We start from the raw sequence: 25,658 nt of genomic DNA, 5'->3' as shown, positions 1-25,658 counted from the left end.
ACAAGGGAGAATTCAATTCCTTAGACGGCCATCGCCATTATTATTCATACGGAATTCGTTAATCCGGGGGCGGCGACGGGGCGGCTGCTCAGCGGTGTCGCCCCCAAGGGCCCTCCGGGGGGGCCGGGGCGCGTGCCCGGAACGCCGGCGGGCTCGCTGGCATCGTTCCACGGGCCGCGGGGAACTGGCGGTTGGAGTTGCCCGGTGGCCGATTCCTCCGGCTCGTCGGGTTCATCCGCCGTATCGGGCAAGGCCATCGGGCCGGGATCATGACCGCCAGCAAACTGCACCAGCGCCTTGACGCGTGCGTCGACCGACGGATGGGTCGCGAACAGGTCGGCAAATCCTTCGCGCGGGTTGTCGACGCAGAGCTCCATGACCGCGGACGTTGCGCCGGGAAGCTCGCCGCGGTTCTCGATCTTGCGCAGCGCCGTGATCATGGCATCGGGATTCTTGGTCAGTTCGACCGAGCCGGCGTCGGCCAGCAATTCGCGCGACCGCGACAGCGCCAGCTTGACGACCTGCGACAACAGCCAGGCCAGCAGAATCAGCGCCACTGCGATGATGATCGCGATGATGGCGCCGCCGCCACCCTTGCTGTCGCGGTCGGACGATGATGACGACGAAGATGACGACCCGCCGCTCGAGTTCCACGACAGGTTGGTGAACATGCGAAAGAACAGTTCGCCGAAAAAGCCGATCACGCCGGCGATGATCACCGCGACCACCATCAATTGCACGTCGCCGTTCCGGATATGTGTGAGCTCGTGGCCGAGCACGGCCTCGATCTCCTGGTCGTTGAGCGCCTGCAGAAGGCCTGTCGTCACCGTGACGGAATATTGCCGCCGGTTGAGGCCGGCGGCGAAGGCGTTCAGCGCCGGGCTGTCCATCACCTTCAGCTTCGGCATCGGGATGCCGCGCGAGATGCAGAGATTCTCCAGGAGATTATAGAGCCGCGGCTGCTGCTGCCGCGTCACGCTTTCGCCGCCGGTCACGGCGTCGATCATGTTCTGGTGGAAGAAATAAGCGATGACGATCCATAGTGCGGCAGCGCCGGTCGCATAGGGAAAGGCCGCGATCAGGTCGCGCGAGGCGCGCATCAGGTAATAGTCGACCGACTTGTCGCCGCGCATCAGCACTTCGGCGACCAGCGCGCCGGCAAAGACCAGCACGTAGATCAGGAGAAACAGGCCGGCGAGCAGCAGCATCGAACGAAACTTGTTCGATGCGATATGCGTGTAGAGACCATACGCGGCCATGATGGGCTTTCGCTAACCGCTGTCATTCCGGGGCGCGCCAACGGCGCGAACCCGGAATCCAGAGGTTTGTGAATTGAACGAGATTCTCAGGTGCGCAATTGCGCACCATAGTTCGTCGCTCCGCGACGCTCCGGAATGACGGGGAGAGCGAGGCGCCATCTCGATCAGAACTTCACGGTCGGCACGGCCTCGACTTCGGTGCGGCTGGCGCCGAGGTCGAAGAATTCCTTGCGGGCGAAGCCGAACATGCCGGCAAACAGCGCGGCGGGAAGCTGCTGGATGCCGGTGTTGTATTCCTGGACCGCGTTGTTGAAGAAGCGCCGGCTGGCCGCGATCTTGTTTTCGAGGTCGGACAGTTCGCCCGCCAACTGCTGGAAATTGGCGTTGGCCTTGAGGTCCGGATAGGCCTCCGACAGCGCGATCAGGCGCCCGAGCGCGCCGCTGAGCTGGTTTTCGGCGGCGGACACCTGCGCGGGCCCCTGCGCCGCCATCGCGGAATTGCGCGCCTTGATGACGTCGTCGAGCGTGCCGCGCTCGTGCGAGGCGTAGCCCTTCACGGTCTCGACCAGGTTCGGGATCAGATCGTGGCGCTGCTTGAGCTGCACGTCGATATCGGCAAAGGCCTGGCTGACGCGCTGGCTGAGCGCGACCAGGCGGTTATACGCACCGAAGGCAAACAGCACGATGATGACGATGACGCCGAGAACGATCCAGCCGGTCGACATGACGGACAACTCCTGTGGGACGAAAAGGCAGGGAAACTAGACGAAAAACCGGCCGCGCGGCAGCCCACCCGCAATCTGGGGCATGGCTTTAGTCGGATGTAAGGCGGGATAAGTTCAAGCGGGGTGTCGTCCCGGCCAGGAAGGCTGCCTGGTAGAGCGGGATGAGCCCCCCATGGGACTGATCCTTAGGTCAAAATCTGGTGTCGACCCGCTGTATTCCGGTTGCGGCCGACAATTGCGATGCAACCCTCGCTGCCTCGGCGAAACCGGAATTCGTCAGCGGGATCGCGTGTCGCTTGCCGTTTGTCAATTGTACGTACACGCCGTATGCGATGTGGCCATCTGTATTGTATTCGATCGTTCCGAAAGCAATGCATTCATCAAGAGAGCAATCGACAATAGCCTTTGTCCATCGGCCGAAAGATCGCCGAGATATCTTGAGCCGTCGCGCAATCAGGTCAATCTCGGCGATCCATTGCCGCGTGACGACATGGAAGAAGATGCATGCAAAGAACAGAAGAGCAATGAGGATACCTGCGTTCTCTGGCAGAGAGGGTGTAGTCGTGCTCCCCGCAGCCAAGGCGTAGATGTAGATCCCAACGACAAGGATTGCACAGCAGATCAGTAACCCGAGCGAGCCGACCGAATTGAACACGGGTTCGCGCGAAGCAAAAACGAGTTTTTGGCCCGGTCGCTCGATATGAGGATAGCTTTCGGCCATGTGCCCGATCCAGATCAAGGTGCAATCCTTGATAATAGATCGATATCACTATGTTCAAATAGTTGAAAACTTCCTCAGTTGGTCTCCCTGATGCCGGTTTCGGAGGTTTCGCCCCAACGTTGCTTGCGCGCCCGGTGATAGGCGGCTTTGTCGCGACGCGGAACGCTTGCAAAGACAAGTCCGTCGGTCGTGCATAATTTCGTTACGACCGCGGCTTTCGTCACTTCAGGCTGCGCCAATACCCGGGCCGGACGTTTTTCTATTCGTGCGCGTGTCAGCGCGACATAGGCGAACTTCTCATCCTCGAATGGCACCTCCGCGCCCTTGACCTGCATGTGCGCGCGCGAGCGCTGCAGGCGCTGGGTGAAATGGCACCAGTCGGGTGCTTGCAGTGGGCATTTGCCGTCATGCGGGCAGGGCGCGGCGACATGCGCGCCCAACGCGATCAGCCGCTCACGCAACGCGATGATCCGGGCATAGCCGGCAGGCGTTCCGGGTTCGACCACAAGCAGCGTATCGCGGGTCTTTTCCCACATCAGTTCGGCGAGCGCGCGCTGTTCGGCATCGCTGATCTCGCCGATCATGTAACTCGCCACCACAAGGTCGGCCGTATCCGCGCTGGTCAGGGCGGCGCGGGCTTCTCCGCGTTCGTAGCTGACGTCACGCAGGCGAAAGCTGTCGCTGACGAGGTCGAGCGCCAGCGCACGCAAGGTGACGTTTGCGTCAAGCAGCGCAAATTTTTGCAGCGATGGGAATGCCTCAGCCGCCGCCCATGTGGCCGTGCCCGGCCCGGCGCCGACATCGAGCAGGCTATTCGGGGCAAAATCCGGCCTGACCTCTACGAGCGCGTTCAGGCTGGCCGTGACCGCGGCATAAGTCGCGGGCATCCGCGCCAGCGCGTAGGCCAGCGCATCGGCCTCCGAGCGGATGGCGCCGGAGCCGCCGCCGTCGCGGTAGGTCTTTGAGATCGACGCAGCCCGTCCGGCGGCGTCATTGCGCGAAAAACCCCGCAGCTTGCCGTCGAGCGCGGCTCTCAGTTCGGCGGGGAGGTCGGGTGAGGTCATTTCGTGTTCTCTTCCCTCTCCCCTTGTGGGAGAGGGTGGCTTCGCGAAGCGAAGACGGGTGAGGGGTCTCTCTCCGCGAATACCGAGTGCGCGGTGAGATACCCCTCATCCGGCGCTTCGCGCCACCTTCTCCCACAAGGGGAGAAGGGAAGAAAGATCACGCCACGTTCTGGTCGAGGATTTTTACGGCGTCGTCGAGGCCGACCGAGACCAGTTGCGACACGCCGCGTTCGGCCATGGTGACGCCGAACAGCCGGTTCATCCGCGCCATCGTGATCGGATTATGCGTGATGATGATGAAGCGGGTTTCCGTCGACGACGTCATCTCGTGCAGCAGGTTGCAGAACCGCTCGACGTTATGGTCGTCGAGCGGCGCGTCGACTTCGTCCAGCACGCAGATCGGCGACGGGTTGGTGAGGAACACCGCGAAGATCAGCGCCAGCGCCGTCAGCGCCTGCTCGCCGCCCGAGAGCAGCGACAGCGTCTGCGGCTTCTTGCCGGGCGGTTTTGCGATGATTTCCAGGCCGGCCTCCAGCGGATCATCGCTCTCGATCAGATGAAGCGCCGCTTCGCCGCCGCCGAACAGTTCGGTGAACAGCCGCTTGAAGTGCTCGTTGACGGTCTCGAACGAGGTCAGCAGCCGCTCGCGGGCTTCCTTGTTGAGACTCTGGATGCCCTGGCGCAGCCGCTTGATGGCTTCGACGAGGTCGTCGCGTTCGGTTGTCAGCGCCGTATGCTGGGTCTCGACCTCCCGCAGCTCTTCCTCGGCGCGCAGGTTGACGGCGCCGAGACGTTCGCGGTCGCGGCGCAGCTTTTCGAGGCTTTCCTCGATCTCGGAAAGCGGCGGCAGTTCCGCGCCCGGCTCAATCTCGGCGAGCGCCGCTACCGCATGCGGCTCGACTTCGAGCATGTCGTGGATTTCGCGCTCGATGTCGGAAAGCCGGCGCTTGGTGCCTTCCATGCGTTCCTCGGCGCGGGCGCAGGCCTCGCGGGCAGAGGAGAGCGCCTCGAGCGAAGCCTTGGCTTCGCGGTCGGTCTGCGCCATCACGCTCTCGGCGGCGGCGAGCGCGTCGGCGGCGACACGGCGGGCGGTTTCGGCGGATTCGATTTCGTTGATCAGCGCGCGGCGCTTTTCGGCAAACAGGGCCGGTGCATTTTCAAGCTCGGCGCGCTCGGCCGTCACTTCGGTGATGCGCGCCTCGACGGTGGCGACCTGGGAGGCCGAGCTCTGCCTGCGGTTCTGCCATTCGGTGCGCTCGGCCGTTATCGCCTGCACACGCTTGTCGGCCAGTTCGGCCTCGCGCGCCAGCGCCTGGGCTTCGGCCCGCACCTGGGCTGCAAAGCGGCGGTGCCCGTCAATCTCAGAGCGAACGGCGTTGAGCCTCGTCTCGGTGTCGAGGGTCGGCGGCAACTCGGCCAGCGCGGCGTTGGCGCTCTCATGCGCCGCCTCGGCTTCGCTGCGATCGGCGGCAAGACGGGTATGGGCTTCGGTCAGCGCCGATTTGCGCGCGGCGTGGCGATTGATCTCGCGCTCTGTCGCGGCATGGCGCTCGCGCGCCGCATCGGCTTCGCGCTGCGCGGCCCGCCAGGCCTCGCGGCCGGCGGATTCGGCGGCTGAGGCCGCCTTCAGTTCGGCCTCGGCGTCTTCCAGCGCCTGCCGCTTATTGGCGGCGTCGGTGCGGGCCTGCTCCAGCTCATGCTCAATATCGACCAGGCGCGCGCGCTCGGCGAGACGCCGCGCGGCGCCGGTCGGGGCATGTGCGGCTGTGACAAAACCGTCCCAGCGCCAGACATCGCCTTCCAGCGACACCAGCCGCTGGCCGGTCTTCAATTGCGAAACGAGTTCCGCGCCGCGCTCCTTTGGCACGACGCCGATCTGCGCGAGGCGGCGCGCCAGTTCGGACGGCGCCTCGACGTGAGCGGCGAGTGCCTCGACGCCGTCGGGCAGGGCCGGATCATCGAAGCTTGCACCGGCATTGGTCCAGCGCATCGGCGCCGAGGGATCGACGGGCGCGTCAAGATCGTCGCCGAGCACGGCGCCAAGCGCCTTCTCATAGCCCTTGGTAACGGTGACGCCGTCGATGATCGGCGGCCACAGATTCTTGGTTTCGCCGTTAACGAGCTTTGAAATGGTACGCGCTTCGGTCTCAAGCCGCTGCACGCGCTTTTCGGCCTCGGTGAGCGGGCCGCGGGAAGCTTCGAGCTTCTGTCGCGCGGCGACGTGGCCGGTCTCGCTGGACTGTGCGGCGGCCTCAGACACCGCCAGCGTTTCCTGCGCGGTCTCCATCGCCGCGGCGAGCGCGTCGAGGTCGCCGAGATTGCCGGTCTCGTCGCTGAGCTTTTGCTCATCGGCCTGGACGCTGGTGATTTCCTGATCGAGCCGGGCCAGCCGGTCGCGGTGGGTGCGTACACCGGCCTCGAGCTGATTGCGCCTGGCGGTGAGGTCGGCGAGGGCGGTAGTGAGTTCGCCGAACATGCGCTCGGCGGCGGAAAGCGTCGCCTCCGCTTCGGAAACGCGTTCATCAACGCCGGAGCGCTTTTCGACGCGCGACTTGATCTCTTCCTTTAACTCGGCGTCTTCGGTGTCGAGCCGCTGCAGCGCGATTTCGGCATCTGAGGTCTGCTGCTGTTCGCGGGCGATGTCGGCGGCAAATTGCGTCAGCCGCCGGTCGAGCTCGGCGACGCGCTCCTTGGCGCGCTCTTCCTCGCGGTCGAGCTGTTCGCGCGCATTGGTGAGCCGCTGCAGCCCCGCCGCAGCGCGGGCCTCGCCCTCGCGGAGCGCAGGCAGTTCGGAGGCGCGGATCGCCTGGATGCGTGCGGCCTCGGCCTGCTCGCGGGTGCGCTCGGCCATTTCGCGAACGTTGATGTCGTGGGTATGCCCGGCTTCCGCGACGTCGGCATTGGCCTCCAGCCAGCGCAGGTGGAACAGCGTGGCCTCGGCCTTGCGCACCTTGGCGGCGACTTCGCGGAAGCGGATGGCCTGGCGCGCCTGCTTCTTCAACCCGTCGATCTGGCCGGACAATTGCCCGATCACGTCCTCGACGCGGGTGAGGTTGGTTTCGGCCGCCTTCAGCCGCAGCTCGGCTTCGTGGCGGCGCGCATGAAGTCCGGCGACGCCGGCGGCGTCTTCCAGCACGCGGCGGCGTTGTTCGGGTTTCGCCTGAATGATCTCGCCGATCTTGCCCTGGTGAACCAGCGCCGGCGAACGCGCGCCGGTGGCGGCATCGGCAAACAGGATCTGCACGTCGCGCGCGCGCACGTCGCGTCCGTTGATGCGATAGGCCGAGCCGGCCTCGCGCTCGATGCGGCGAGAGATCTCAAGAAGCTGGCTATCATTGACTGCGGCCGGCGCCGTGCGATCGGAATTGTCGATCGTCATGACAACTTCGGCGTGGTTGCGCGCCGGGCGGTTCCCGGAACCGGCGAAGATCACCGCATCCATGTCGGCAGCGCGCAGTGATTTGTGCGAGGTTTCGCCCATCGCCCAGCGCAGCGCCTCGACCAGATTCGACTTGCCGCAGCCGTTCGGTCCGACCACGCCGGTGAGGCCAGGTTCGATCATGAAATCAGTGGGTTCAACGAACGACTTGAAACCGTGGAGGCGGAGGCGCGTGAGTTTCATGAACACAAATCTCTGTTGGCCGGGCGCGAATCTCCCTGCCGTGACAATACCATAGAAGGCAATGTCGGTGTGGATGGATAGCCCATTGCGGCTCTTCTGGAGCGCGACAATGGCGAGGCTGAGGCCGAAGGGCAACGGCTCCCGGAGGCTTTTCCCAAGGCTTTTGAGGCGCTTTTGTCGAGCCTTTTGCTGGACTTATGGGCTCGAATGAATCCGACCCGCGCGAATCAGCTCTTCAGAATCGAATTGATGCGCTTCGAGAACTCCTCGAAGCTCTGCTCGCCTTTGAGCATCTCGCCGTTGATGAAGAAGGTCGGTGTCGACTGCACCTTCAGCACCTCGGCGGCGAACTTCTGGTCGGCCGCGATCTTGTCGAGCAGCGCCTGATCCTTCAGGCAGTCCTCGACCTGCGCCTGGGCGAGGCCGGCCTGCTTGCCGATCCGGGTCAGCGTCTCCGTGGTGTTCTTTACCACCCAGTCGTTCTGCTGCTTGAACAGCAGGTCGATGACGGCAAAAAATTTCGGCGCGTCGTCCTTGGCGATGCAGCGCGCCAGCATCGATCCCGCGGCGGCCTTGATGTCGAGCGGGAATTCGCGGAACACGAAACGGATCTTGCCGCTATCGATGAATTCCGACTTGATTTTCGGAAACACTTTCTCGGTGAATGCCGCGCAATGCGGGCAGGTCATCGAGGCATATTCGGTGATGGTGACGGTTGCGTTGGCCGGTCCAAGCGCCATGTCCGGCAGGGATTGCGGCTTGGCGACGTCGGCGGCGCCCTGCGCCATCGCATCCGTGATCAGCCGCAGCGGCGAGAAGCCGGCGAGGGCGGTCAGCCCGGTCAGCGACAGGGCGGCAGTGAAGGCGCGGCGCGTGATCATCAAAGTCTGCTCCCGAATGGCGCGTTCACGCCCGAAAGAAGTACGAAAAGAAGCCTTCGCTAGCTTGAAACGCCAGTTGTGGCAATGGCGGGTTGCAGCGGCGGCGCTGCGCCCAGGGCTCAATTTCGCTTGATCGCAGCGCCGAGCCGCGCCAGTGCGGCGCGCAGTTCCTCGTCCTCTACCGCCGACAGGGTTTCGGCCACCTTCGCTACCGATTTCGGGTCCGGCGCGCGGGAAGGCGTCGCGCGATTGCGGCGCGACAGCGGGGCCTGCCGCAGCGCCAGCCGCCCGACCGCGCTCCAGCCGAAAAAGCGGTTGACCCGTTGCAGGATGACGTCAGACGAATGCTGGATCTCCAGCGCCATCGGGCCCTCCACCCGCAATATCAGGGTGGCCGGTTCCTGCGGCTGCCCCTCCACCGGCCGCGGCCATTGCATCTTCAGCGGCTCGGAATGGGCAGCGATATCGGGGCCGGCAATGTCGGCCCAGCGCGTGACGAGTTCGCGCGCAGCAAATCCCTGCTTGGCGTAGGCGTCGGAAAATACGTCGCTGAGCAGGACGGAAAGCGGTTTTGCCGAGATCGGGCCGGGTTTTGCCATGGATGTCTTATAATCGTGGCGGCGGCCCGGGTCACGCCGCACGCGGCCGTATCGTCTTCAGGTCGCGGTCGATCTCACGCCGCCGCTGCATCAGATCGTAGTCCATCTGCAACCCGAGGAAAAATCCCTCCGATAGACCGAAGTAGCGCGCCAGCCGCAAGTCGGTATCGGCCGTAATGTCCCGCTTCCCCAGCACGATCTCGTTGATGCGGCGCGGCGCGACGTGAACCGCGCGCGCCAGTCCGTTCTGGCTGAGCTCCATCGGCTTGAGGAACTCTTCAAGCAGGATTTCGCCGGGATGCGGGTTTTGAAGCAACCCGCTTCTAGTCGTGGTAGTCGACAATTTCGACATGGGTCGGTCCTCCCTCATTCCAGACGAAACATATCCGCCATTGGTCATTGATCCGGATTGAATGCTGTCCTTGCCGGTCTGCCTTCAAAGCTTCAAGTCGATTGCCCGGCGGAACACGGAGATCGGCGAGTACCCGAGCCTGGTTCAATAGACGAAGCTTCCTCAGTCCGACATTCTGAATCTCGGTCGGCAGTCTCCGGCTTCGCCTGCCGGACCAGATCAACTCTGCTTCCGGATCGGCGAAGCTTTGAATCATACGTTACTATAACGCGTCGCGTTATAGCTTGTAAACTCTGGTCATGGCTCGAATCCGATTTTATGGTGAAGTGTGTCTTCACTCGTCGCCAGCAAGAAACAGACCACCGCAGAACACAGCGTCTCCCGCCCGGCGCTGCTGCTCGACTGGTACGACCATCACCGCCGCCGGTTGCCGTGGCGGGCGGCGGCGGGCGAGCGGGCTGATCCGTACCGGGTCTGGCTCTCAGAAATCATGCTGCAGCAGACTGGCGTCAAAACGGTCGGGCCGTATTTCGAGAAGTTTCTGGCGCGCTGGCCGGATGTGGCCTCGCTCGGCCGCGCCTCGCAGGACGACGTGCTGCGGATGTGGGCCGGGCTCGGCTACTATTCGCGCGCGCGCAACCTGCATGCCTGCGCGGTGGCCGTGCTGCGCGATCATGGCGGGGTGTTTCCCGATACCGAGGAAGGCCTGCGCAAATTACCGGGGATCGGCCCATATACGGCGGCGGCGATCGGCGCGATCGCCTTCGACATCAGAACCATGCCGGTGGACGGCAATATCGAGCGCGTGGTGTCGCGGCTGTTTGCGGTGGACGAGCCGCTGCCGCAGGGCAAGCCGCGCATTCAGGAACTGGCAGCGACACTGCTCGGCGAATCTCGGGCCGGCGACGAGAAGTCTCGCGCCGGCGACAGCGCTCAAGCGTTGATGGATCTGGGCTCCTCGATCTGCACGCCGAAGAAGCCGGCCTGCGCGCTGTGTCCGCTGAATGACGATTGCGTGGCGCGTGCACGCGGCGATCAGGAGACCTTTCCGCGCAAGGCGCCGAAGAAGACGGGTACGCTGCGCCGCGGGGCCGCCTTCATCGTCACGCGCGGTGATGAACTCCTGGTTCGCTCCCGGGCAGAAAAAGGCCTGCTCGGCGGCATGACCGAAGTACCGGGCTCGGAATGGCTGGCCGGACAGGACGACAAGATTGCGCTCAAGCAGGCACCCGCGCTGAGGGGGATTGAGCGCTGGCATCGCAAGGCAGGCGTCGTCACCCACGTATTCACCCATTTTCCGCTGGAGCTTGTGGTCTATACCGCACAAGTGGCTGCGCGCACGCGGGCGCCGCAGGATATGCGCTGGGTGCCGATCGCAACGCTCGCCGATGAGGCGCTGCCCAATGTGATGCGCAAGGCGATTGCGCACGGGCTGGACATCTAGGCGCGACGCGCCGAAACCTGCTGACACCATGCTGGCAGCAGGACTGCCTTAGAAGGGAAGCCTCACGGAGGTTCCCATGATCGCTACCGCGCTCGACAATATCCCCACGCCGCCCTCTTCCAGATTGCTCGGCTGGCACGTGCTCGACGCGCGGCCGAAGGAGGGCTGGATCCGCATCGGCTTCGACGGCAAGCGGGATTTCTGCAACCCGGCCGGCTTCGTGCAGGGCGGCATTCTCTCGGCGATGCTCGACGACACCATGGGGCCGGCGGTGTTCACCATGACGGACGGAAAGCTCTACACGGCGACCATCACCATGACGGTGAATTATCTCGCACCGGCCAAGCCCGGGCCGATCACGGGCGAGGCCAAAGTCACCCAGCTCGGCAAGACCGTCGCCTTCGTGGAGGGGCGGCTGATGGCTGAGGATGGCACGCTGCTGGCGACGGCCACGACCAGCGCACGGCTGGTCGAGACGGCGAAGGCTATTCGCTAGAACGGGCGGCGAGGGGCACAAATTCGTCACTTCGCTTGGTCGCCAGCGCCACGGCTTCCGTCGTTTGATCTGGCGCAACGCAACGGATATCCCGCGCACGCATAGTTTCGCTGGTGCTCGCCTCCGCGAGTGCCTGTTTGCAATTGATCATGACCGCTGGCATCTCGCCGCCGAAAATTGGGCGGACCAGCGGTAACCGATAACCGAGGTTTCGTCGGCTCCCGATTCCGTCAAGCGCTTTGTCTGGTTCCGACGAAGCCATTTTCCACGACTGTTGAAGTTGCCCTGAAACAGTCGCGGGATATGATGACGCATGGCCAGACTACGAGGTTCGGTCATGTGGATACTCATCAATTCCCTTTATCGCAGCTATATCCGGGCGCGCCTGGTTGAAATGCGCCAGCATTATCTCATGAAGACGGTCTGACACGAGTGCGCATGGAAACTGCAGCGTCGAATACCGTGTGATCCAGAGCACCGCAATTTCTGGAGACGGTGTCGATCGATGCCGAGACCTTTACCAGTCCAGGAGATCCGATAGCGGGGGAGAGACCTCACCAACTGGCCGATCATTTGTGGAAATAGGAGGACATCATGCAAGTCATGGCCACCGAAACCTTCATCGGCAACATGCGTGGTCCCGTCATCTGGCAAAGCGATGCCGACTATGACGCTGTCCGGAGTCTCTACAACGGAATGATCGATAAGAGTCCAGTCATGATAGCGCGATGCATCGACGCTGCTGACGTCGTCACCGCGGTGAATTTTGCAAGGCAGAACGATCTCCAGGTTGCGATCCGCGGAGGCGGGCACAGCGGGCCAGGCCTCAGTAGCGTTGACGACGGACTGATGATCGACATGTCGATGATGAAAGGCGTACGGGTCAATGCCGCCGCCCGCACCGTCCGCGTCGGTCCCGGCTGCACGCAGGGCGACGTCGATCACGCCACGCATATCTATGGGCTCGCCGTTCCGGCCGGCATTGTCTCGACCACGGGTATCTCCGGCCTCACGCTGGGCGGCGGCACCGGGTACCTCACCCGCAAGTACGGTCTCACCATAGACAATCTGCTGGAGGCGGACGTCGTGCTCGCCGACGGTCGCATCGTTACCGCGAACAAATCGGAGAACGCCGATCTCTACTGGGGCCTGCGCGGCGGTGGCGGAAATTTCGGCATCGTTACGAGCTTCCTGTTCCAGGCTCATCCGGTGAGCATGGTCTATGCCGGACCTGTCTTCTGGGATCTCGAAGAAGCCCCGACGATCATGCGGAAGTACAGAGATTTCCTGCCAGGCGCTCCGGAGGAACTCGGGATATTCGTCGGCTTGAAGACTGTGCCACCGATGGATCCGTTCCCGGTGGAGCATCAGGGCAAGCACGCCTGCGCCATCATTGCCTGCTACAACGGCCCGGCAGAAGACGGCGAGTCGGTCATGGCGAGTTTGCTCGGTGAGTTGCCCCCGCCGCTTTTCAACTGGATGGGCGTGATGCCCTATCCCTCCCTCCAGTCCATGTTCGATCCGTTCTTCCCGAAGGGCCTGCAATGGTACTGGCGCGGCGATTTCGTCAAGGAACTGACCGACGAAGCGATTGAGGCCCATATCGCGCAAGCACGGAAACTGCCCAGCGCGCTCTCGCTCATGCATCTTTATCCGATCGACGGCGCTGTTCGTCGCGTCGGCAAGAGCGACACCGCCTGGAACACGCGCGATGCGACCTGGTCGATGGTCATTGCGGGCATCGATCCCAACCCGCAAAAGGCGGGCGAAATCACACGCTGGACCAAGGGCTACTGGGAGGCCGTGCATCCTTACTCGGCTGACGGCGGCTACGTGAATTTCATGATGGACGACGGTGACGACAGCCGACTCAAGGCTACCTACGGCGACAACTACGACCGCCTCGTTGCCTTAAAGGCCAAGTACGACCCGAAGAACTTCTTCCGCGTGAACCAGAATATAAGGCCGCTGCATTCGTAGACGCCGCCGCGGTTCGGCCTCGCCCAAAGCTTCCCGTCGGAGCGTTCTTTCGTTTCATGGAACGAAAGAACGCTCAGGGTTGCGTCGAGGCGTCGACGATGGTGTTCGCCGCCTGCGCTGACGAAGAGATAGTTATCCCGCGCTCGCCTGCGTCGCGTCGCGCGCGATTTGGACGATCGGCGGCTTGGCGTTGAGGCCTTCGACCTGGAAGCCGGCGACGCGTTTGTAGTTGGCGGCGATGTTTTCCAGCTCCTGCAGCGAGAGCACGTCGGTGACGACGTTGTAGCCGTCGGGCGCGCGCTCTTCGACCATCTGCATCACTTGCTCGGGACCGTTGCGGCGGTTGAGCATCACGAGATCGGTGGTGGCCGGCCTGCGCTCGGCTTCATAGGCTGCGAGCGCGGCATTGGTCGGACCATGGGCCAGAATCTCGCGGGTGACGACGCGGGCATCCAAAATCGCCTGCGACGCGCCATTGGAGCCGATCGGGTACATCGGATGCGCGGCATCCCCCATCAGCGTGACGCGGCCGAACGTCCATTGCGCAACGGGATCGCGATCGACGAGCGGATATTCGTAGGCGTGCGGGCAGTTCTCGATCAGGCCGGGCACATCGAGCCAGTCGAATTTCCAGTCCTTGAACCAGGGCAGGAATTCTTCGAGCCTTGCGGTCCGGTTATAGTCCTCGCGCCGCCACTGATAGGTCGGCGGCATGTGCCGTTCGGCCACCCAGTTGATCCGGAATTTGCCCGCGCTGTCTGCCTGTTTCGAAATCGGATAGCAGACGAATTTCAGGATCTCGTGGCCGGCCATGATCATGGTGCGGCCGGACAGGAAGGCGTCGCTGTCGGTAATGCCGCGCCACAGGATGCGCCCGTTCCAGATCGGCGGGCCTTCGCCGGGATAGAGCTTTTCGCGAACCGCCGAATGGATGCCGTCGGCCGCAAGCAACAGTGCGCCGTCGAAACTGCCTTGCGATTTGCCGGTCGCCTTGTCGATGAATTCGGCGCGGACGCCGTTCTCCGTCTCGCTCCAGCCGGAGAGATGGTGGCTGGTGAGAATGTTCTCCCTTCCCAGCCGTTCGATCGCTGCATCGAGCAGGATCTGCTGCAGCGTGCCGCGATGGATCGAGAATTGCGGCCATTTGTAACCGGCCTCGACGCCGCGCGGCTCGCTCCAGATCGGCTTGCCATGTTTGGAGAAATACGCGAGCTCCTTGGTGCGGACAGCGTGCGCATCGAGCTTGTCGTGCAGCCCGAGCTCGATCAATTCGCGCACCGCATGCGGCAGCACGTTGATGCCGACCCCGAGCGGCCGCAACTCGGGCACGCTTTCAAAGACCCTGGCGGGAACGCCGATCTGGTGCAGGCTGAGCGCCAGCGTCAGTCCGCCAATGCCGCCACCCGCGATGAGAACAGTCATGTTGCGCCCCTCTTACTGCCTGGCGTCATGACATGAGAGGCGGTAAGGGGGCAACTGCGAAGGCAGCCGGCGGTAGGCTCACGGCGGCAGACTATTCAGCCGAGCGGAGTTGGAGCACCGAAGAAGCCGACGATTTTGACCAGCCGGCCGTCGGGACCGACCTCGCCAAAATCGATCGACGTATCGCCGCAGGTTCCATTCGCGCGCACCAGGCGCCAGAGGAAGCGGACGACATGGTGATGCACATCGATACCGCTCATGAACTCGAGCCGCGCGCCCGGCCGGCTGACCTGAAGCGCGGCAACTCGCCCTTTCACGAAGCTCGGGAGACAAAAATGCGGCGTGCCCTGCGGGATGATCCATCGGCCGACAGCACGCGGCGTGAACGCCTCCGTGGCGCGCACGCCGGGCTATGCGTTGGCGCAGGGGCGCATCAACGCTCCGGGGATGGACGGCGGACAGGCGCGCGGTTAACCTTGGGCTTCCCCACGTGAGGATCAACATGTTCAAGCTCTATTATGCCCCCGGCACCTGCGCGCTGGCTTCGCATATCGCTCTGGAAGAGGCCGGCGCCCCGTACGCAGCAGAGCGGCTCGACTTCAAGAACAGCCAGCAGACCTCCCCGCAATATCTTGCGATCAATCCGAAGGGACGGGTGCCGGCGCTGGTGACGGACCGTGGCACCTTGACCGAAACGCCGGCGATCCTCGCCTACATCGCGCAGAGCTTTCCGCAGGCCAGACTGGTGCCTGATGATCCCTTCGCTTTTGCGCAGGCGCAGTCCTTCAACAGCTATCTCTGCTCGACGGTGCATGTTTCTCACGCCCACAAGATGCGCGGCTATCGCTGGGCCGTCGAAGAGTCCTCGGTCGCCGACATGAAGCGCAAGGTGCCGGAAACCATGGCCGCAGGGTTCGCGCTGATCGAGCGCGACATGCTGAAGGGGCCATGGGTGATGGGAGAGCAGTATACGATCTGCGATCCCTATCTGTTTACGATCGCCGGCTGGTTGGAGAGCGACGGCGTCGATCTTGCGACGCTGCCGAAGGTGGCGGCTCACCGCAAGCGGATGTCGGAACGGCCGGCGGTGCAGAAGGTACTCGCCGAGGAGAAGAGCTGAACGCGTAGGGAGCTACGCAGCCTTTTTCCCGCGCTCCATCTCGCGGCCGATGCCGAGCATGATGTTGCGCAGCCAGATCGAGCCGGGGTCCATCCGGGCGCGGGTCGGGTAGAACATGAACTGCTCGTCGATCCCGGGATCGAGCGGTGGCGCGATCGTTGTCAGCGACAACTGCTTCGATAGCGCACCGATCAGGCGGCGCGGCACGAAGGCGACGAGATCGGTGCGCGCGGCGACATGCAGCGCCTCGATATAGCCCGGGACGACCAGCGCGATCCGCCGCTCGATGCCCTTGGGGCGCAACCAGATGTCGATCAGGTCCTCGCTCTGGCCGCGGATCACGACCGCGACATGCCGCGCGTCGAGAAACACGTCCGGCCGCTTCAGCCGCGCGCCGATGGGGTGACCATGCCGCACCGCGAGCGCGTCGCTGTCGGCGTAAAGCCGCTGCCGGTGAAATCCGGTGAAAGCGTTGCCGATCGAGATCACCATGTCGATGGTGCGGGCGAATTCGGCGGCGAAGATCGCAGGCCCCCGCCACGGCACCACGTCGATCCGGACGTTCGGTGCTATCTTTGTGATCTTCTCCATCAGCGGCGGCATCAGGAGCTCGACCGCCAGATCCGGCATCATCAGGCGAAACTGGCGCTCGCTCCTCGCGGCGTCGAACTCGTCGGGAATGAACAGCGCGCGCACCTGATCGAGCGCCTGCGCCAAAGGCGCGCGCAGCGCCTGCGCCCGCGGCGTCAGTTCCATCCGCGCGCCGTTCCGAACCAGCAGCGGGTCGCCGATCAGGTCGCGCAGCCGCTGCAGCGCGTGGCTGGCGGCCGGCTGCGACAGCCCGATCCGCATCGCGGCACGGCTGACATTGGCTTCCCTGAGCAGCGCGTCGAGCGCCACCAGCAGGTTGAGGTCAAGCGAATTCAAATTCATGAGGTGAATATATATCATACTCGCTATCGATTGGAAGAATGATGCGGGGCGCGCGATGATCTGCAGCATAGATCAAAAGGAGACGTCGCCATGAGCGCAGCAGCGAACAAGAAACTAGTGCAGCAGGTCTACACGGATTCCGCCAACCGGAGCGGGACCACCTTCGTCGACAATCTTGCCGAGGATGCCACCTGGATCGTGACCGGCCAGTATTCCTGGTCGCACGAATTCAGAGGCCGCGATGCGATCAATAACGGTCTGATGGGCCATTTCCGCTCGTTCTTCGCCGTGCGGCCGCGCACGCTGGCTTCCAACTTCATCGCGGAAGGCGATTATGTCGTGGTCGAAGCCCGCGGCGACAATGTCACCAAGTCCGGCGTGCGCTACGACAACCAGTACTGCATGGTCTGGCGCATCGAGGACGGCAAGATCAAGGAGATCAAGGAATATTGCGATTCCGCGCTGGTCGAGCGCGTGCTTGGGCCATTTCCGGCAGAGCGAAAACTTGCCGCCGCGGTTTAAGCGATTGAGCAGTGTTTGCGTGGAGAGCAGGCCGCATCGACGACCTGGCTTGCAAAAATCCGGAGCCTTTGCCGTCGCGGCAAACGCGCTCGCGCTTGTGCGCACCTGGCGGAAGCGCAGCCATAGAAGGCGTCAATTGGCCGCGATGAGCGGGCGCGAGTTGCAGGATATCGGCACGTGCTGGGCGGAAGTTGCCACTGAGGTGGCCAAGCCGTTCTGGCACGACTGAGTACTGAAAATGAAACGGCGCCCTTTTGGGGCGCCGTTCTGCTGGATAGGTCTGTTCAGGCCGCCTTCACCGACATGTGCTTGAACATGTTGCCGCGGGCCTCGTCGTCCATCTCGGCCTTGAACTTGAAGTTATCCTTCAGCTCGATCGCCTTTGCCGCCGCAGGCCGGGCCATGATCTCATCGACCAGCCGCTTGACGTTGGGATATTTCGCGACCGCATCCTCGCCGAGAACGAAGGGGAGCATGCGGGCCCAGCCCCACACGTCCATGTCGACGATGGTGTAGGTGTCGCCGACCATATAGCGGCGGCTGGCGAGGTGGTCGTTGAGGATGCCAAAATGCCGCTGCGCCTCGAACTGGTAGCGGTTATGCGCGTAGTCGATTTTTTCCGGCGCAAAATGCTTGAAGTGGACGGCCTGGCCGGAATACGGGCCGACGCCGGTGGCGGCGAACATCAGCCATGACAGCAATTCGCCGCGGTTGGCCGGTGTGTTCGCTGGCAGAAACTTGCCGGTCTTTTCGGCGAGGTAGAGCAGGATGGCGTTGCTGTCGAACACCTTCACGCCGTCATCGTCGATCGCGGGCACCTTGGCGTTCGGATTGATGGCGAGGTATTCCGGCTTGAACTGATCGCCCTTGCGGGTGTCGACGGCGACCGGCTGATAGGCGAGGCCGGCTTCCTCGAGGAAGAGGGCGACCTTGGTCGGGTTGGGCGATCCGTTGAAATAGAATTTGAGCATTTGGAATTTTCCCCATTGCTTCTTGTCATGGAAACTTGCTGCGGCACGCGGCGGCATTGCCGCCTTGTGTCACGTCCATGCTCAAATTTTTGCGGGATGCGCAAGCGACGAGTTTGTGACCAGGCTAAGACCGGCGCTCTCGAGACGAGCGAAGCTCGCTCTTACGACAGCGCCAGACCGCCTATGCCGGCGACCGCAAGGCCGGCGCCGGCAGCGATCATGACCGATGCGAAGCGCATTTCCGAGCGCAGCGCCGTTCGTTGCCCCGTGCGCTCCGATCCTCGCGTATAGCCGTGCACGATGATCTGCTCGCTGAAGGCGCCGCTGGCGTCGAGAATGTCGGTCAAGCCCGCGCTGGCGACCAGGATGCCAAGGATGATCAGTCCGGCGGGACCCATCAAACTCAACAGCAGTATTGGAAACAAGCCGATCAGGAAGATCGGCAGCAGTGGCAGCACGATGAACGACTCGGAGCCTCGCGTGCGCATGGGAGCAATCTCTTATGGGCAAATGAATGTAGCAGGTATCTTCTTAAATGGGGGCGAAAAGGCGCATCGCCACCCGCGTGCATGACACGGCTGGCATGCCGCCGGATCACGCCGGCTGCGCGGGCTATGGGCAAGCCGCATTTGGCGCCATCTTCGGCCCGGCGAGCCATGCGCACGCTGGGGTGCTTTGGCGCGGCCGTGGCCGTGCCTGGACGTCTGATGATGATGTGAAACGAGGGCTTACCCCACCGCCATCCCGGAGCGGATTTCGGCGCGCAGTTCGTCGATCAGCCTCAGACCGTTCTTGGTCTCGACATGCCAGAAGGTCCAGCCGTTGCAGGCGCCGGAGCCCTGCGCCACCGCGCCGATGCGGTGGATCGAGCCGACCTTGTCGCCGAGCATGATGGCGCCGTCGGCGCGAACCAGCGCGCCGTGACGCTTCCTGGAGTCGACCAGCCTGGTGCCGGGCGGAATCATGCCGCGCTCGATCAGTTCGGAGAACGCCACGCGGGGGGCGTCGCGTGCGGTCATGAACGGCGCCAGCGTCGCCTCGGGCAGCGGGTCGACGGCTGCGATGCGCGCTTCGGCCGCTTTCGCATAGGTCTTGTCGCGCTCGAAGCCGATGTAGCGGCGGCCGAGACGTTTTGCCACGGCACCCGTCGTGCCGGTGCCGTTGAAAGGATCAATCACGAGATCGCCGGGCTTCGACGACGACAGCAGCACGCGCGCCAGGAGGCCCTCGGGCTTCTGGGTCGGGTGTACTTTCTTGCCGTCGGCGCCCTTGAGGCGCTCTTCGCCGGTGCAAAGCGGGATCAGCCAGTCGGAACGCGCCTGCACGTCCTCGTTGGCGGCCTTCAGGGCTTCATAATTGAACGTATAGCCCTTGGCCTTCTCGTCGCGCGCCGCCCAGATCATGGTTTCATGGGCATTGGTGAAGCGGCGGCCGCGGAAATTCGGCATCGGATTGGTCTTGCGCCAGACGATGTCATTGAGAACCCAGAAGCCGAGGTCCTGCATGATCGCGCCGACGCGGAAAATATTGTGATAGGAGCCGATCACCCACAGCGTCGCCGACGGTTTCATGATCCGGCGGCAGGCCAGCAGCCACGCGCGGGTGAAATCGTCGTACGCCGCGAACGATGAGAACTTGTCCCAGTCGTCGTTGACGGCATCGACATGGGATTCGTCGGGGCGCTTGAGGTCGCCCTTCAGCTGCAGGTTATACGGCGGATCTGCGAATACCAGATCGACGGAACCCGCCGGAAGCTTCGACATCTCGGCGACGCAATCGCCGACGACGATACGAGCGCTGGACTCAGACTCAAATTTAGTGCGGGGCGCCCTTACAGACGCCCCGCGACGCGACACTACCATGACTCAATTACTCTGACTCAGGCGACGCTGTCGGCGACGCGGGACTAAACAACCGACTGGCGATACATTGACCGCGCAAAGTAAAAATCGACTTAACCAAGAATGTTATGGGCAAACATTGCGCAAAGAGATTGCAGGGGAACATTGCTCGCAGAGATTGCGGGCCGCTTGCGCACTAGGCAATTTTTGCCGGGCGGGCTATTGATTAACGGAATGGAAATTTTACGTGATTGCAGCGTTAGGTATTCGAGCAATCAGCCGGGGATGAGGAAATACCGCCATGCGTTACGATGATTTCCGCCGCAGCGACGACATTGAAGACCGTCGCGACGATGGCGGCGGCGGAATGGGTGGCGGTGGCGGCGGGTTTGGCCTGCCGATGGGCGGTGGCGGACTCGGCATCGGCACCATCATCGTGCTCGGCCTGGTCGGCTATGCCTTCGGCATCGATCCGCGCATCCTGATCGGCGGCGCCGAAATCCTCACCGGCGGCGGACAGGCGCCAACCTACCAGACCGATCGCCGGTCGGGGCCGGCCAAGACCGGCGCGCCGAAGGACGAAGTCGGCAGCATGATCTCAGGCATTCTCGGCGAGATCGACGACCGCTGGAGCGAGATCTTCCAGTCCAGCGGACAGAATTACACGGGACCGCGCATCGTGCTGTTTCGCAACGCCACCAATGGCGGCCGCTGCGGCATGGCGCAGTCGGCGATGGGGCCGTTCTACTGCCCGCCGGACAAGCAGATATTCCTCGACACCAGTTTCTTCCGCGAAGTCGAAACGCGCTTCCGCGGCTGTTCGGGCAGCGCCTGCAAATTCACGACGGCCTACATCATCGCGCATGAAGCGGGACATCACATCCAGAATCTGCTCGGCATCCTGCCGCGCGTGACGCGGCTGCAGCAGCAGGCCGGCAGCAAGGCCGAAGCCAACGCGCTGCAGGTCAAGGTCGAATTGCAGGCGGATTGTCTTTCCGGCGTCTGGGTCAACCGCGAGGAGAAGAAACGTCCGGGCTTCCTCGAAGCCGGCGATATCGAGGCGGCGCTCACCACGGCAAGCGCGATCGGCGACGACACGCTGCAACGGCAGTCGACGGGCAGGGTGGTGCCCGATAGCTTCACCCACGGCTCCGCGGCGCAGCGCAAGCAATGGTTCATGACCGGCTACAAGCAGGGTACGGTGCAGGCCTGCAACACGTTTGCGCAAGGCGCGTTGTGACGGTCTCGTGCCCCGGATGCTGCGCAGCACCGAAAGCGCGTTCACGCGCGTCTTCGACGCGCTATGGTGATGCGCTGCTGGTCCGGGGTCCGTGTTGTGTGACGCTACTTTGAGTTAGGTCCCGGCTCTGCGGAGCAGCGTGAAGACGCTGCACCGCGTCCGGGACACGAGGGATCGAGCGAAATGTCCTCCATCGATGAATCAAAACAATTCGTGCCGCTCAACATCGCGGTGCTGACGGTCTCGGATACGCGCTCGCTGGCCGATGACAAATCGGGCGCCACGCTGGCGGAGCGGCTGACCGCGGCCGGTCATCTTCTTGCCGCGCGCGAGATCATCGTCGACGACATCGATGCGATCCGCGTCATCATCAAGCGATGGATCGCCGACGAGGGCGTCGATGCCATCATCACCACCGGCGGCACCGGTTTCACCGGTCGCGACGTGACGCCGGAGGCGGTCGAGCCGCTGTTCGAAAAGCGGATGGACGGCTTTTCCATCGCCTTCCACATGCTGAGCCACGCCAAGATCGGCACCTCGACGGTGCAGAGCCGCGCCACCGCGGGAGTAGCGGGGGCGACCTTCATCTTCTGCCTGCCGGGATCGCCGGGGGCCTGCCGCGATGCATGGGACGGCATCCTCGCCGCTCAACTTGATTACCGCACGCGCCCCTGCAATTTCGTCGAGATCATGCCGCGGCTGGACGAGCACCTAAGGCGGCCTAAAGCACAAGGCGCTTCAGCCTGATCAGCAGCGCGCCTATCGCGCGCCACATGTTACGCCAGGCTTCGATGCGCAATTGATGCGCACGCTTGATATGGAAGTCGATGAGTTCAGGCGTAACGCGCCGCTGACTATCGCGACGCCCCGGCTTCACAGTTCCAGTTCCCAGGTTTCGCCGATCAGGTCCTGGCCGAAACTGCGGTGCGGCTCGGTGGCGACCAGCTTGAATCCGGCTTCCTGATAGATCTTGCGGGCGGCGACCAGGATGCTCTGGGTCCACAGCGTGATTCTGCGATAACCGCAGGCCTTCGCGAACGCGATGCATTCGGCGACCAGCCGATGACCGAGGCCCTGGCCGCGCCCGGCGGGATCTACCAGCAGCAATCGGAGCTTGGCGACGTCGTCGGTGTGCCGCACCAGAAATATCGAGCCGACCTGTGCTCCCTCGATATCAGCGATCCAGCAGCGTTCCCGCGATGCGTCGAACGAGCTAAGGAACTTGGCCGCGATCTCCGCTACGCGCCCCTCGAACGAGGAATCCCAACCGTATTCGCGGGCGTAGAGCGCGCCATGGCTCTGCACCACCCATCCCATGTCTCCGGGGCGCGGCTCGCGCAGCGTCGCCGGTCGTGGTGCGGCACTGATATCGTCGCCGAGAAGGCGCTCGATGTCGGCCATTGCCCCGATCAGGCGCTCCCTGCCGCCGTGCGGCAGCGAGCCAAGCATCGCCGCGACGTCGTCCTTTGTACTGCGCTCGAGTTTGGCGAACGCCTGACGGCCCTTGGCGGTCAATGCGAGCCGGTATTGCCGGCGGTCGGACGGCAGCGGTTCGCGGGTGATCAATCCGCCTTCATCGAAATTCTGCACGATCCGGCTGAGATAGCCGGCATCGAGGCCCAGCTCGGCGCCGATCTCCTTTGCCGAGAGATCCTGGCGGTGGGCGAGTTCGTACAGCACCCGGGCCTCGCTCAGCGAGAAGGGGCTCTTCAGGAGCTGCTGGTCCAGCACGCCGAGCTTGCGGGTGTAAAAGCGGTTAAAGGCGCGAACCGCCGCGACTTCATGTTCGGAATCCAGTTGGGACATGATACTCCCTCGATATTTGCCATTGTCAAATATATAGTTGCTCTTGGCAAGTATATATTTGACCGCAGGCATCCTGCGAGGCGCCAGGCCCGCTCTACTTTGCATGGGGTTGTTTTCGATATTTTGTGTCTGGGCCCTGCGGTGTACCGCTTTAGGCGACGACCATGATCCGGCTGCGCAACTGGGTGCGCGCCGAGCGGCCGAGCTGGCGCAACAGCCGCGTCTCGGAACGACGCGAATCCGGCCGGTAGCCGCCAAGCCGCTCATAATGATCGCGCGCTATCAGCAACCCCTGTTCCGCCGACGGCCCGGTAATCATGCGGGCGACGAATTTGAAGCCGTCGCGCAGCCGCGCGTCGCCATAGGGCGAGCGGGCATAGCGAAACACCCCGGCGCGCGGCCGGTCGCTGCTCGATACGTTCTGGATGAACTGGGTGGTCTCGTCGATCCACCCATTGTCGAGCACCGCGCCGGCGTGCAGGAACATCAGCCATGGCGAGCGCGCCGCCCGCGCGCCGGCAGCCAGCGCCGCGGCGCGTGTTCCTTCAAACCTGAGAAAGCGACAGCCGGCGACGTCCGCCACCCGTTCGATCACGCCATTGCCGGCCCTGTCGACCAGCAGCACCTCGCGGATGACGCCGGCTGCGGCGCCCGGCACCAGCGCCGCCAGCGTTGCGACGGCGGGCTGCTCGACCCCTTCGGTTGGAATGATCACGCTCAACATGGATGAGGCTTCGATGGCTCAAACGGTGGAAAACGCTGCACCGTTATCACCTTGTCACGATCAAAGCAGCCGTTTGCGCGCAGTTATTTTGTGGCAGTGGCGGCCGGCGGCTCTTCCGGCGTTTGCGCTTCGTGTGAATTGTCGATGTTGTTCTTGATTTGTTCTTTTGGCATGCTATGTTCGCTTCATGAGCCGAGCATCCTCTCATGCCCTCAAGCACCCGCCGGTCACGGCGCCCTCCGAGCCGGCGGGTGCGACACCTTTTCATGAGCTTGCGGTCGCCATCGAACGCAAGCGGCGGCGCGGGCGCGGCGCGCAGTCCAACGAGAGCGGCCGGTTCGAGGCCGAGGCGCGGGTCGCCTTCGACGACGGCTGGCAGAGCCTGGACGAGCTGCCGCCGTTCAAGACGACGGTGTCGCTGGATACCTCGCGCAAGGTCATCACCCGCAACGACTCGCCCGACATCGGGTTCGACCGTTCGATCAATCCCTATCGCGGCTGCGAGCATGGCTGCGTCTATTGCTTCGCACGGCCGACCCACGCCTTTCTCGGTCTGTCGCCCGGGCTCGATTTCGAATCCAAGCTGCTCGCCAAGCCGGACGCGCCGGAACTGCTCGAGAAGGAACTGGCCGCCTCGGGTTACGAGCCGCGCATGATCGCGATCGGCACCAACACCGATCCCTATCAGCCGATCGAGCGCGAACACAAAATCATGCGCGGCATTCTCGAAGTGCTCGATCGGGCCGGCCATCCCGTCGGCATCGTCACCAAATCGGTGCTGGTGACGCGCGACATCGATATTCTGCAGCGGATGGCGAAACGCAATCTGGCCAAGGTTGCGATATCAGTGACCACGCTCGATCCCAAGCTTGCGCGCACCATGGAGCCGCGCGCCTCGACGCCGCCGAAGCGGCTGGAGGCGCTGCGGCAATTGTCGCAGGCCGGCATTCCAGCAACTGTGATGGTCGCCCCCGTCATTCCCGCGCTGAACGATTCCGAGATCGAACGCATTCTCGACGCCGCGGCCCATGCCGGCGTCAAGGAAGCAAGCTACGTGCTGCTGCGGCTGCCGCTGGAAGTGCGCGACTTGTTTCGCGAATGGCTGATGGCGAACTATCCCGACCGTTACCGTCACGTCTTCACCCTGATCCGCGACATGCGCGGCGGGCGCGACTACGACTCGCAATGGGGAACGCGGATGAAGGGCACCGGCCCGATGGCCTGGATGATCGGACGCCGGTTCGAAATCGCCTGCGAAAAGCTCGGCCTCAACAAGCGCCGCGCGAAACTGACGACAGATCATTTCGTCAAGCCGAAGCGGAGCGGACAGCAACTGAGTTTGTTCTAGAAGCCGTTATTGCGAGCGCAAGCGACGTGTCCGCCGTAGCTCAAAGAACGAAGGCGGGAGCAATCCATGTCGTCACGGAACTTCGTCGCTTGCGATGATGTTAATGACGTTGGAGAGTAAGATGAGCGGAAAATCGCCGAAACCTGTTCCCCGGTTCACGGTCATAACGCTCGGCGTAACGGATATGCGCGCCAGCATCGCGTTTTACGAAGCGCTCGGTTTTGCCCGAAAAATGCACGCAACCGGCGAGGCGGTCGCTTTCTTCGACACCGGCGGCACGCTGATCGCGCTGTTCCCGTGGGATCAACTCGCCCGCGACGTCACGCTGCCGGATGAGCCTCGGCCGAAAACTTTTCGCGGAACGACGCTCGCCTGGAATTGCGGCTCCGTCGAGGAGGTCGACGCCGTGCTGGATTTCGCCATCCCCTGCGGCGCGTCGCTATTGAAGCCCGCGCACAAGACCGATTATGGCGGCTACTCCGGCTATTTCGGCGATCCCGACAACCATCCCTGGGAAGTCGTGGTCGCGCCCGGCATCGAGGTCGGCGATGACCGGCGGGTTCACCTGCCGGATTAAACCCAAGATGA

Annotated in this window: 27 protein-coding genes; 10 read left to right on the top strand and 17 right to left on the bottom strand. The window is 63.4% G+C overall.

What is annotated here, in order from left to right; genetic code table 11:
- Positions 1–44: 44 nt before the first annotated feature.
- The 9 genes from V1293_RS15215 to V1293_RS15175 all read right to left on the bottom strand — a co-directional run bounded on the left by V1293_RS15215 (position 45) and on the right by V1293_RS15175 (position 9,479).
- On the bottom strand, positions 45–1,259 hold the full coding sequence (locus tag V1293_RS15215) for a M48 family metallopeptidase (protein WP_334510708.1): 1,215 nt from the start codon (positions 1,257–1,259) through the stop codon (positions 45–47).
- A gap of 164 nt (positions 1,260–1,423) precedes the next feature.
- On the bottom strand, positions 1,424–1,984 hold the full coding sequence (locus tag V1293_RS15210; RefSeq protein ID WP_334510707.1) for a LemA family protein: 561 nt from the start codon (positions 1,982–1,984) through the stop codon (positions 1,424–1,426).
- A 190-nt stretch (positions 1,985–2,174) separates the two neighbouring features.
- The gene (locus V1293_RS15205; RefSeq protein ID WP_334510706.1) at positions 2,175–2,705 is read right to left on the bottom strand and encodes a hypothetical protein; all 531 of its coding nucleotides are present in this window, start codon (positions 2,703–2,705) and stop codon (positions 2,175–2,177) included.
- Positions 2,706–2,779: 74 nt separating this feature from the next.
- Positions 2,780–3,769, bottom strand: coding sequence for a small ribosomal subunit Rsm22 family protein (locus V1293_RS15200; RefSeq protein WP_334510705.1), 990 nt, complete (start codon positions 3,767–3,769; stop codon positions 2,780–2,782).
- 157 nt (positions 3,770–3,926) lie between these two features.
- On the bottom strand, positions 3,927–7,391 hold the full coding sequence (gene smc, locus V1293_RS15195) for a chromosome segregation protein SMC (protein ID WP_334510704.1): 3,465 nt from the start codon (positions 7,389–7,391) through the stop codon (positions 3,927–3,929).
- Positions 7,392–7,618: 227 nt separating this feature from the next.
- Positions 7,619–8,275, bottom strand: a complete 657-nt coding sequence (locus tag V1293_RS15190; RefSeq protein ID WP_334510703.1) for a DsbA family protein — start codon at positions 8,273–8,275, stop codon at positions 7,619–7,621.
- 116 nt (positions 8,276–8,391) lie between these two features.
- Entirely contained in the window at positions 8,392–8,871 is a 480-nt protein-coding gene (locus tag V1293_RS15185) for a DUF721 domain-containing protein (protein ID WP_334510702.1), read from the bottom strand.
- Between the two features lie 31 nt (positions 8,872–8,902).
- Positions 8,903–9,223 carry a HigA family addiction module antitoxin gene (locus V1293_RS15180; RefSeq protein WP_334510701.1) on the bottom strand — a complete coding sequence of 107 codons (321 nt, stop codon included), beginning with the start codon at positions 9,221–9,223 and terminating at the stop codon, positions 8,903–8,905.
- Positions 9,195–9,479, bottom strand: coding sequence for a type II toxin-antitoxin system RelE/ParE family toxin (locus V1293_RS15175; protein ID WP_334510700.1), 285 nt, complete (start codon positions 9,477–9,479; stop codon positions 9,195–9,197). The genes V1293_RS15180 and V1293_RS15175 overlap by 29 nt, the downstream gene beginning before the upstream one ends.
- Positions 9,480–9,551: 72 nt before the next feature.
- Here V1293_RS15175 and mutY point away from each other — a divergent pair, with 72 nt between their 5' ends.
- The 3 genes from mutY (at position 9,552) to V1293_RS15160 (ending at position 13,143) form a co-directional block, all read left to right on the top strand.
- The gene (gene mutY, locus V1293_RS15170; RefSeq protein ID WP_334510699.1) at positions 9,552–10,667 is read left to right on the top strand and encodes an A/G-specific adenine glycosylase; all 1,116 of its coding nucleotides are present in this window, start codon (positions 9,552–9,554) and stop codon (positions 10,665–10,667) included.
- Positions 10,668–10,743: 76 nt separating this feature from the next.
- Positions 10,744–11,163 carry a PaaI family thioesterase gene (locus tag V1293_RS15165; RefSeq protein ID WP_334510698.1) on the top strand — a complete coding sequence of 140 codons (420 nt, stop codon included), beginning with the start codon at positions 10,744–10,746 and terminating at the stop codon, positions 11,161–11,163.
- 594 nt (positions 11,164–11,757) lie between these two features.
- On the top strand, positions 11,758–13,143 hold the full coding sequence (locus V1293_RS15160; RefSeq protein WP_334510697.1) for an FAD-binding oxidoreductase: 1,386 nt from the start codon (positions 11,758–11,760) through the stop codon (positions 13,141–13,143).
- 132 nt (positions 13,144–13,275) lie between these two features.
- On the opposite strand, the gene V1293_RS15155 is transcribed toward V1293_RS15160, so the two are convergent.
- Positions 13,276–14,565, bottom strand: coding sequence for a flavin-dependent oxidoreductase (locus tag V1293_RS15155; protein WP_334510695.1), 1,290 nt, complete (start codon positions 14,563–14,565; stop codon positions 13,276–13,278).
- A gap of 95 nt (positions 14,566–14,660) precedes the next feature.
- Positions 14,661–14,969, bottom strand: coding sequence for a hypothetical protein (locus tag V1293_RS15150; protein ID WP_334510694.1), 309 nt, complete (start codon positions 14,967–14,969; stop codon positions 14,661–14,663).
- Positions 14,970–15,067: 98 nt separating this feature from the next.
- On the opposite strand from V1293_RS15150, the gene V1293_RS15145 reads away from it, so the two are divergent.
- Positions 15,068–15,685, top strand: coding sequence for a glutathione S-transferase family protein (locus V1293_RS15145; protein WP_334510693.1), 618 nt, complete (start codon positions 15,068–15,070; stop codon positions 15,683–15,685).
- A 12-nt stretch (positions 15,686–15,697) separates the two neighbouring features.
- Here the strand turns inward: V1293_RS15145 and V1293_RS15140 are convergent, their stop codons facing one another.
- Positions 15,698–16,618, bottom strand: a complete 921-nt coding sequence (locus V1293_RS15140) for a LysR family transcriptional regulator (protein ID WP_334510692.1) — start codon at positions 16,616–16,618, stop codon at positions 15,698–15,700.
- 90 nt (positions 16,619–16,708) lie between these two features.
- Between V1293_RS15140 and V1293_RS15135 the strand changes: the two genes are divergently transcribed.
- Both V1293_RS15135 and V1293_RS36155 read left to right on the top strand, forming a co-directional pair.
- On the top strand, positions 16,709–17,140 hold the full coding sequence (locus V1293_RS15135) for a nuclear transport factor 2 family protein (protein WP_334510691.1): 432 nt from the start codon (positions 16,709–16,711) through the stop codon (positions 17,138–17,140).
- A gap of 19 nt (positions 17,141–17,159) precedes the next feature.
- Positions 17,160–17,369, top strand: coding sequence for a DUF1127 domain-containing protein (locus V1293_RS36155; RefSeq protein ID WP_442894240.1), 210 nt, complete (start codon positions 17,160–17,162; stop codon positions 17,367–17,369).
- 55 nt (positions 17,370–17,424) lie between these two features.
- Here V1293_RS36155 and V1293_RS15130 read toward each other — a convergent pair whose 3' ends face one another.
- From V1293_RS15130 to V1293_RS15120, 3 genes are all read right to left on the bottom strand, one after another.
- A complete protein-coding gene (locus tag V1293_RS15130; RefSeq protein ID WP_334510690.1) occupies positions 17,425–18,111 on the bottom strand; it encodes a glutathione S-transferase family protein in 687 nt (228 codons plus the stop codon).
- Between the two features lie 161 nt (positions 18,112–18,272).
- A complete protein-coding gene (locus tag V1293_RS15125) occupies positions 18,273–18,599 on the bottom strand; it encodes a hypothetical protein (RefSeq protein ID WP_334510689.1) in 327 nt (108 codons plus the stop codon).
- 240 nt (positions 18,600–18,839) lie between these two features.
- Positions 18,840–19,973 (bottom strand): site-specific DNA-methyltransferase, encoded by a 1,134-nt coding sequence (locus V1293_RS15120; protein WP_334510688.1) that lies wholly within the window; start codon positions 19,971–19,973, stop codon positions 18,840–18,842.
- A 280-nt stretch (positions 19,974–20,253) separates the two neighbouring features.
- Here V1293_RS15120 and ypfJ point away from each other — a divergent pair, with 280 nt between their 5' ends.
- Both ypfJ and moaB read left to right on the top strand, forming a co-directional pair.
- Positions 20,254–21,192: a KPN_02809 family neutral zinc metallopeptidase gene (gene ypfJ, locus V1293_RS15115; protein ID WP_334510687.1), complete on the top strand. Its 939-nt coding sequence runs from the start codon at positions 20,254–20,256 to the stop codon at positions 21,190–21,192.
- A gap of 183 nt (positions 21,193–21,375) precedes the next feature.
- Positions 21,376–21,939 (top strand): molybdenum cofactor biosynthesis protein B, encoded by a 564-nt coding sequence (gene moaB, locus V1293_RS15110; RefSeq protein WP_334510686.1) that lies wholly within the window; start codon positions 21,376–21,378, stop codon positions 21,937–21,939.
- A 126-nt stretch (positions 21,940–22,065) separates the two neighbouring features.
- Here moaB and V1293_RS15105 read toward each other — a convergent pair whose 3' ends face one another.
- Both V1293_RS15105 and V1293_RS15100 read right to left on the bottom strand, forming a co-directional pair.
- Positions 22,066–22,998 carry a bifunctional helix-turn-helix transcriptional regulator/GNAT family N-acetyltransferase gene (locus tag V1293_RS15105; RefSeq protein ID WP_334510684.1) on the bottom strand — a complete coding sequence of 311 codons (933 nt, stop codon included), beginning with the start codon at positions 22,996–22,998 and terminating at the stop codon, positions 22,066–22,068.
- Between the two features lie 151 nt (positions 22,999–23,149).
- Positions 23,150–23,722: a glycosyl transferase gene (locus tag V1293_RS15100; protein ID WP_334510683.1), complete on the bottom strand. Its 573-nt coding sequence runs from the start codon at positions 23,720–23,722 to the stop codon at positions 23,150–23,152.
- A gap of 187 nt (positions 23,723–23,909) precedes the next feature.
- On the opposite strand from V1293_RS15100, the gene V1293_RS15095 reads away from it, so the two are divergent.
- The gene (locus V1293_RS15095) at positions 23,910–25,070 is read left to right on the top strand and encodes a PA0069 family radical SAM protein (protein WP_334510682.1); all 1,161 of its coding nucleotides are present in this window, start codon (positions 23,910–23,912) and stop codon (positions 25,068–25,070) included.
- A gap of 121 nt (positions 25,071–25,191) precedes the next feature.
- Positions 25,192–25,647: a VOC family protein gene (locus tag V1293_RS15090; protein ID WP_334510681.1), complete on the top strand. Its 456-nt coding sequence runs from the start codon at positions 25,192–25,194 to the stop codon at positions 25,645–25,647.
- Positions 25,648–25,658: the final 11 nt, after the last annotated feature.

The organism is Bradyrhizobium sp. AZCC 1693, from assembly GCF_036924745.1.
Classification (GTDB): Bacteria; Pseudomonadota; Alphaproteobacteria; order Rhizobiales; family Xanthobacteraceae; genus Bradyrhizobium.
This window is presented reverse-complemented; position numbering and strand designations above follow the sequence as displayed.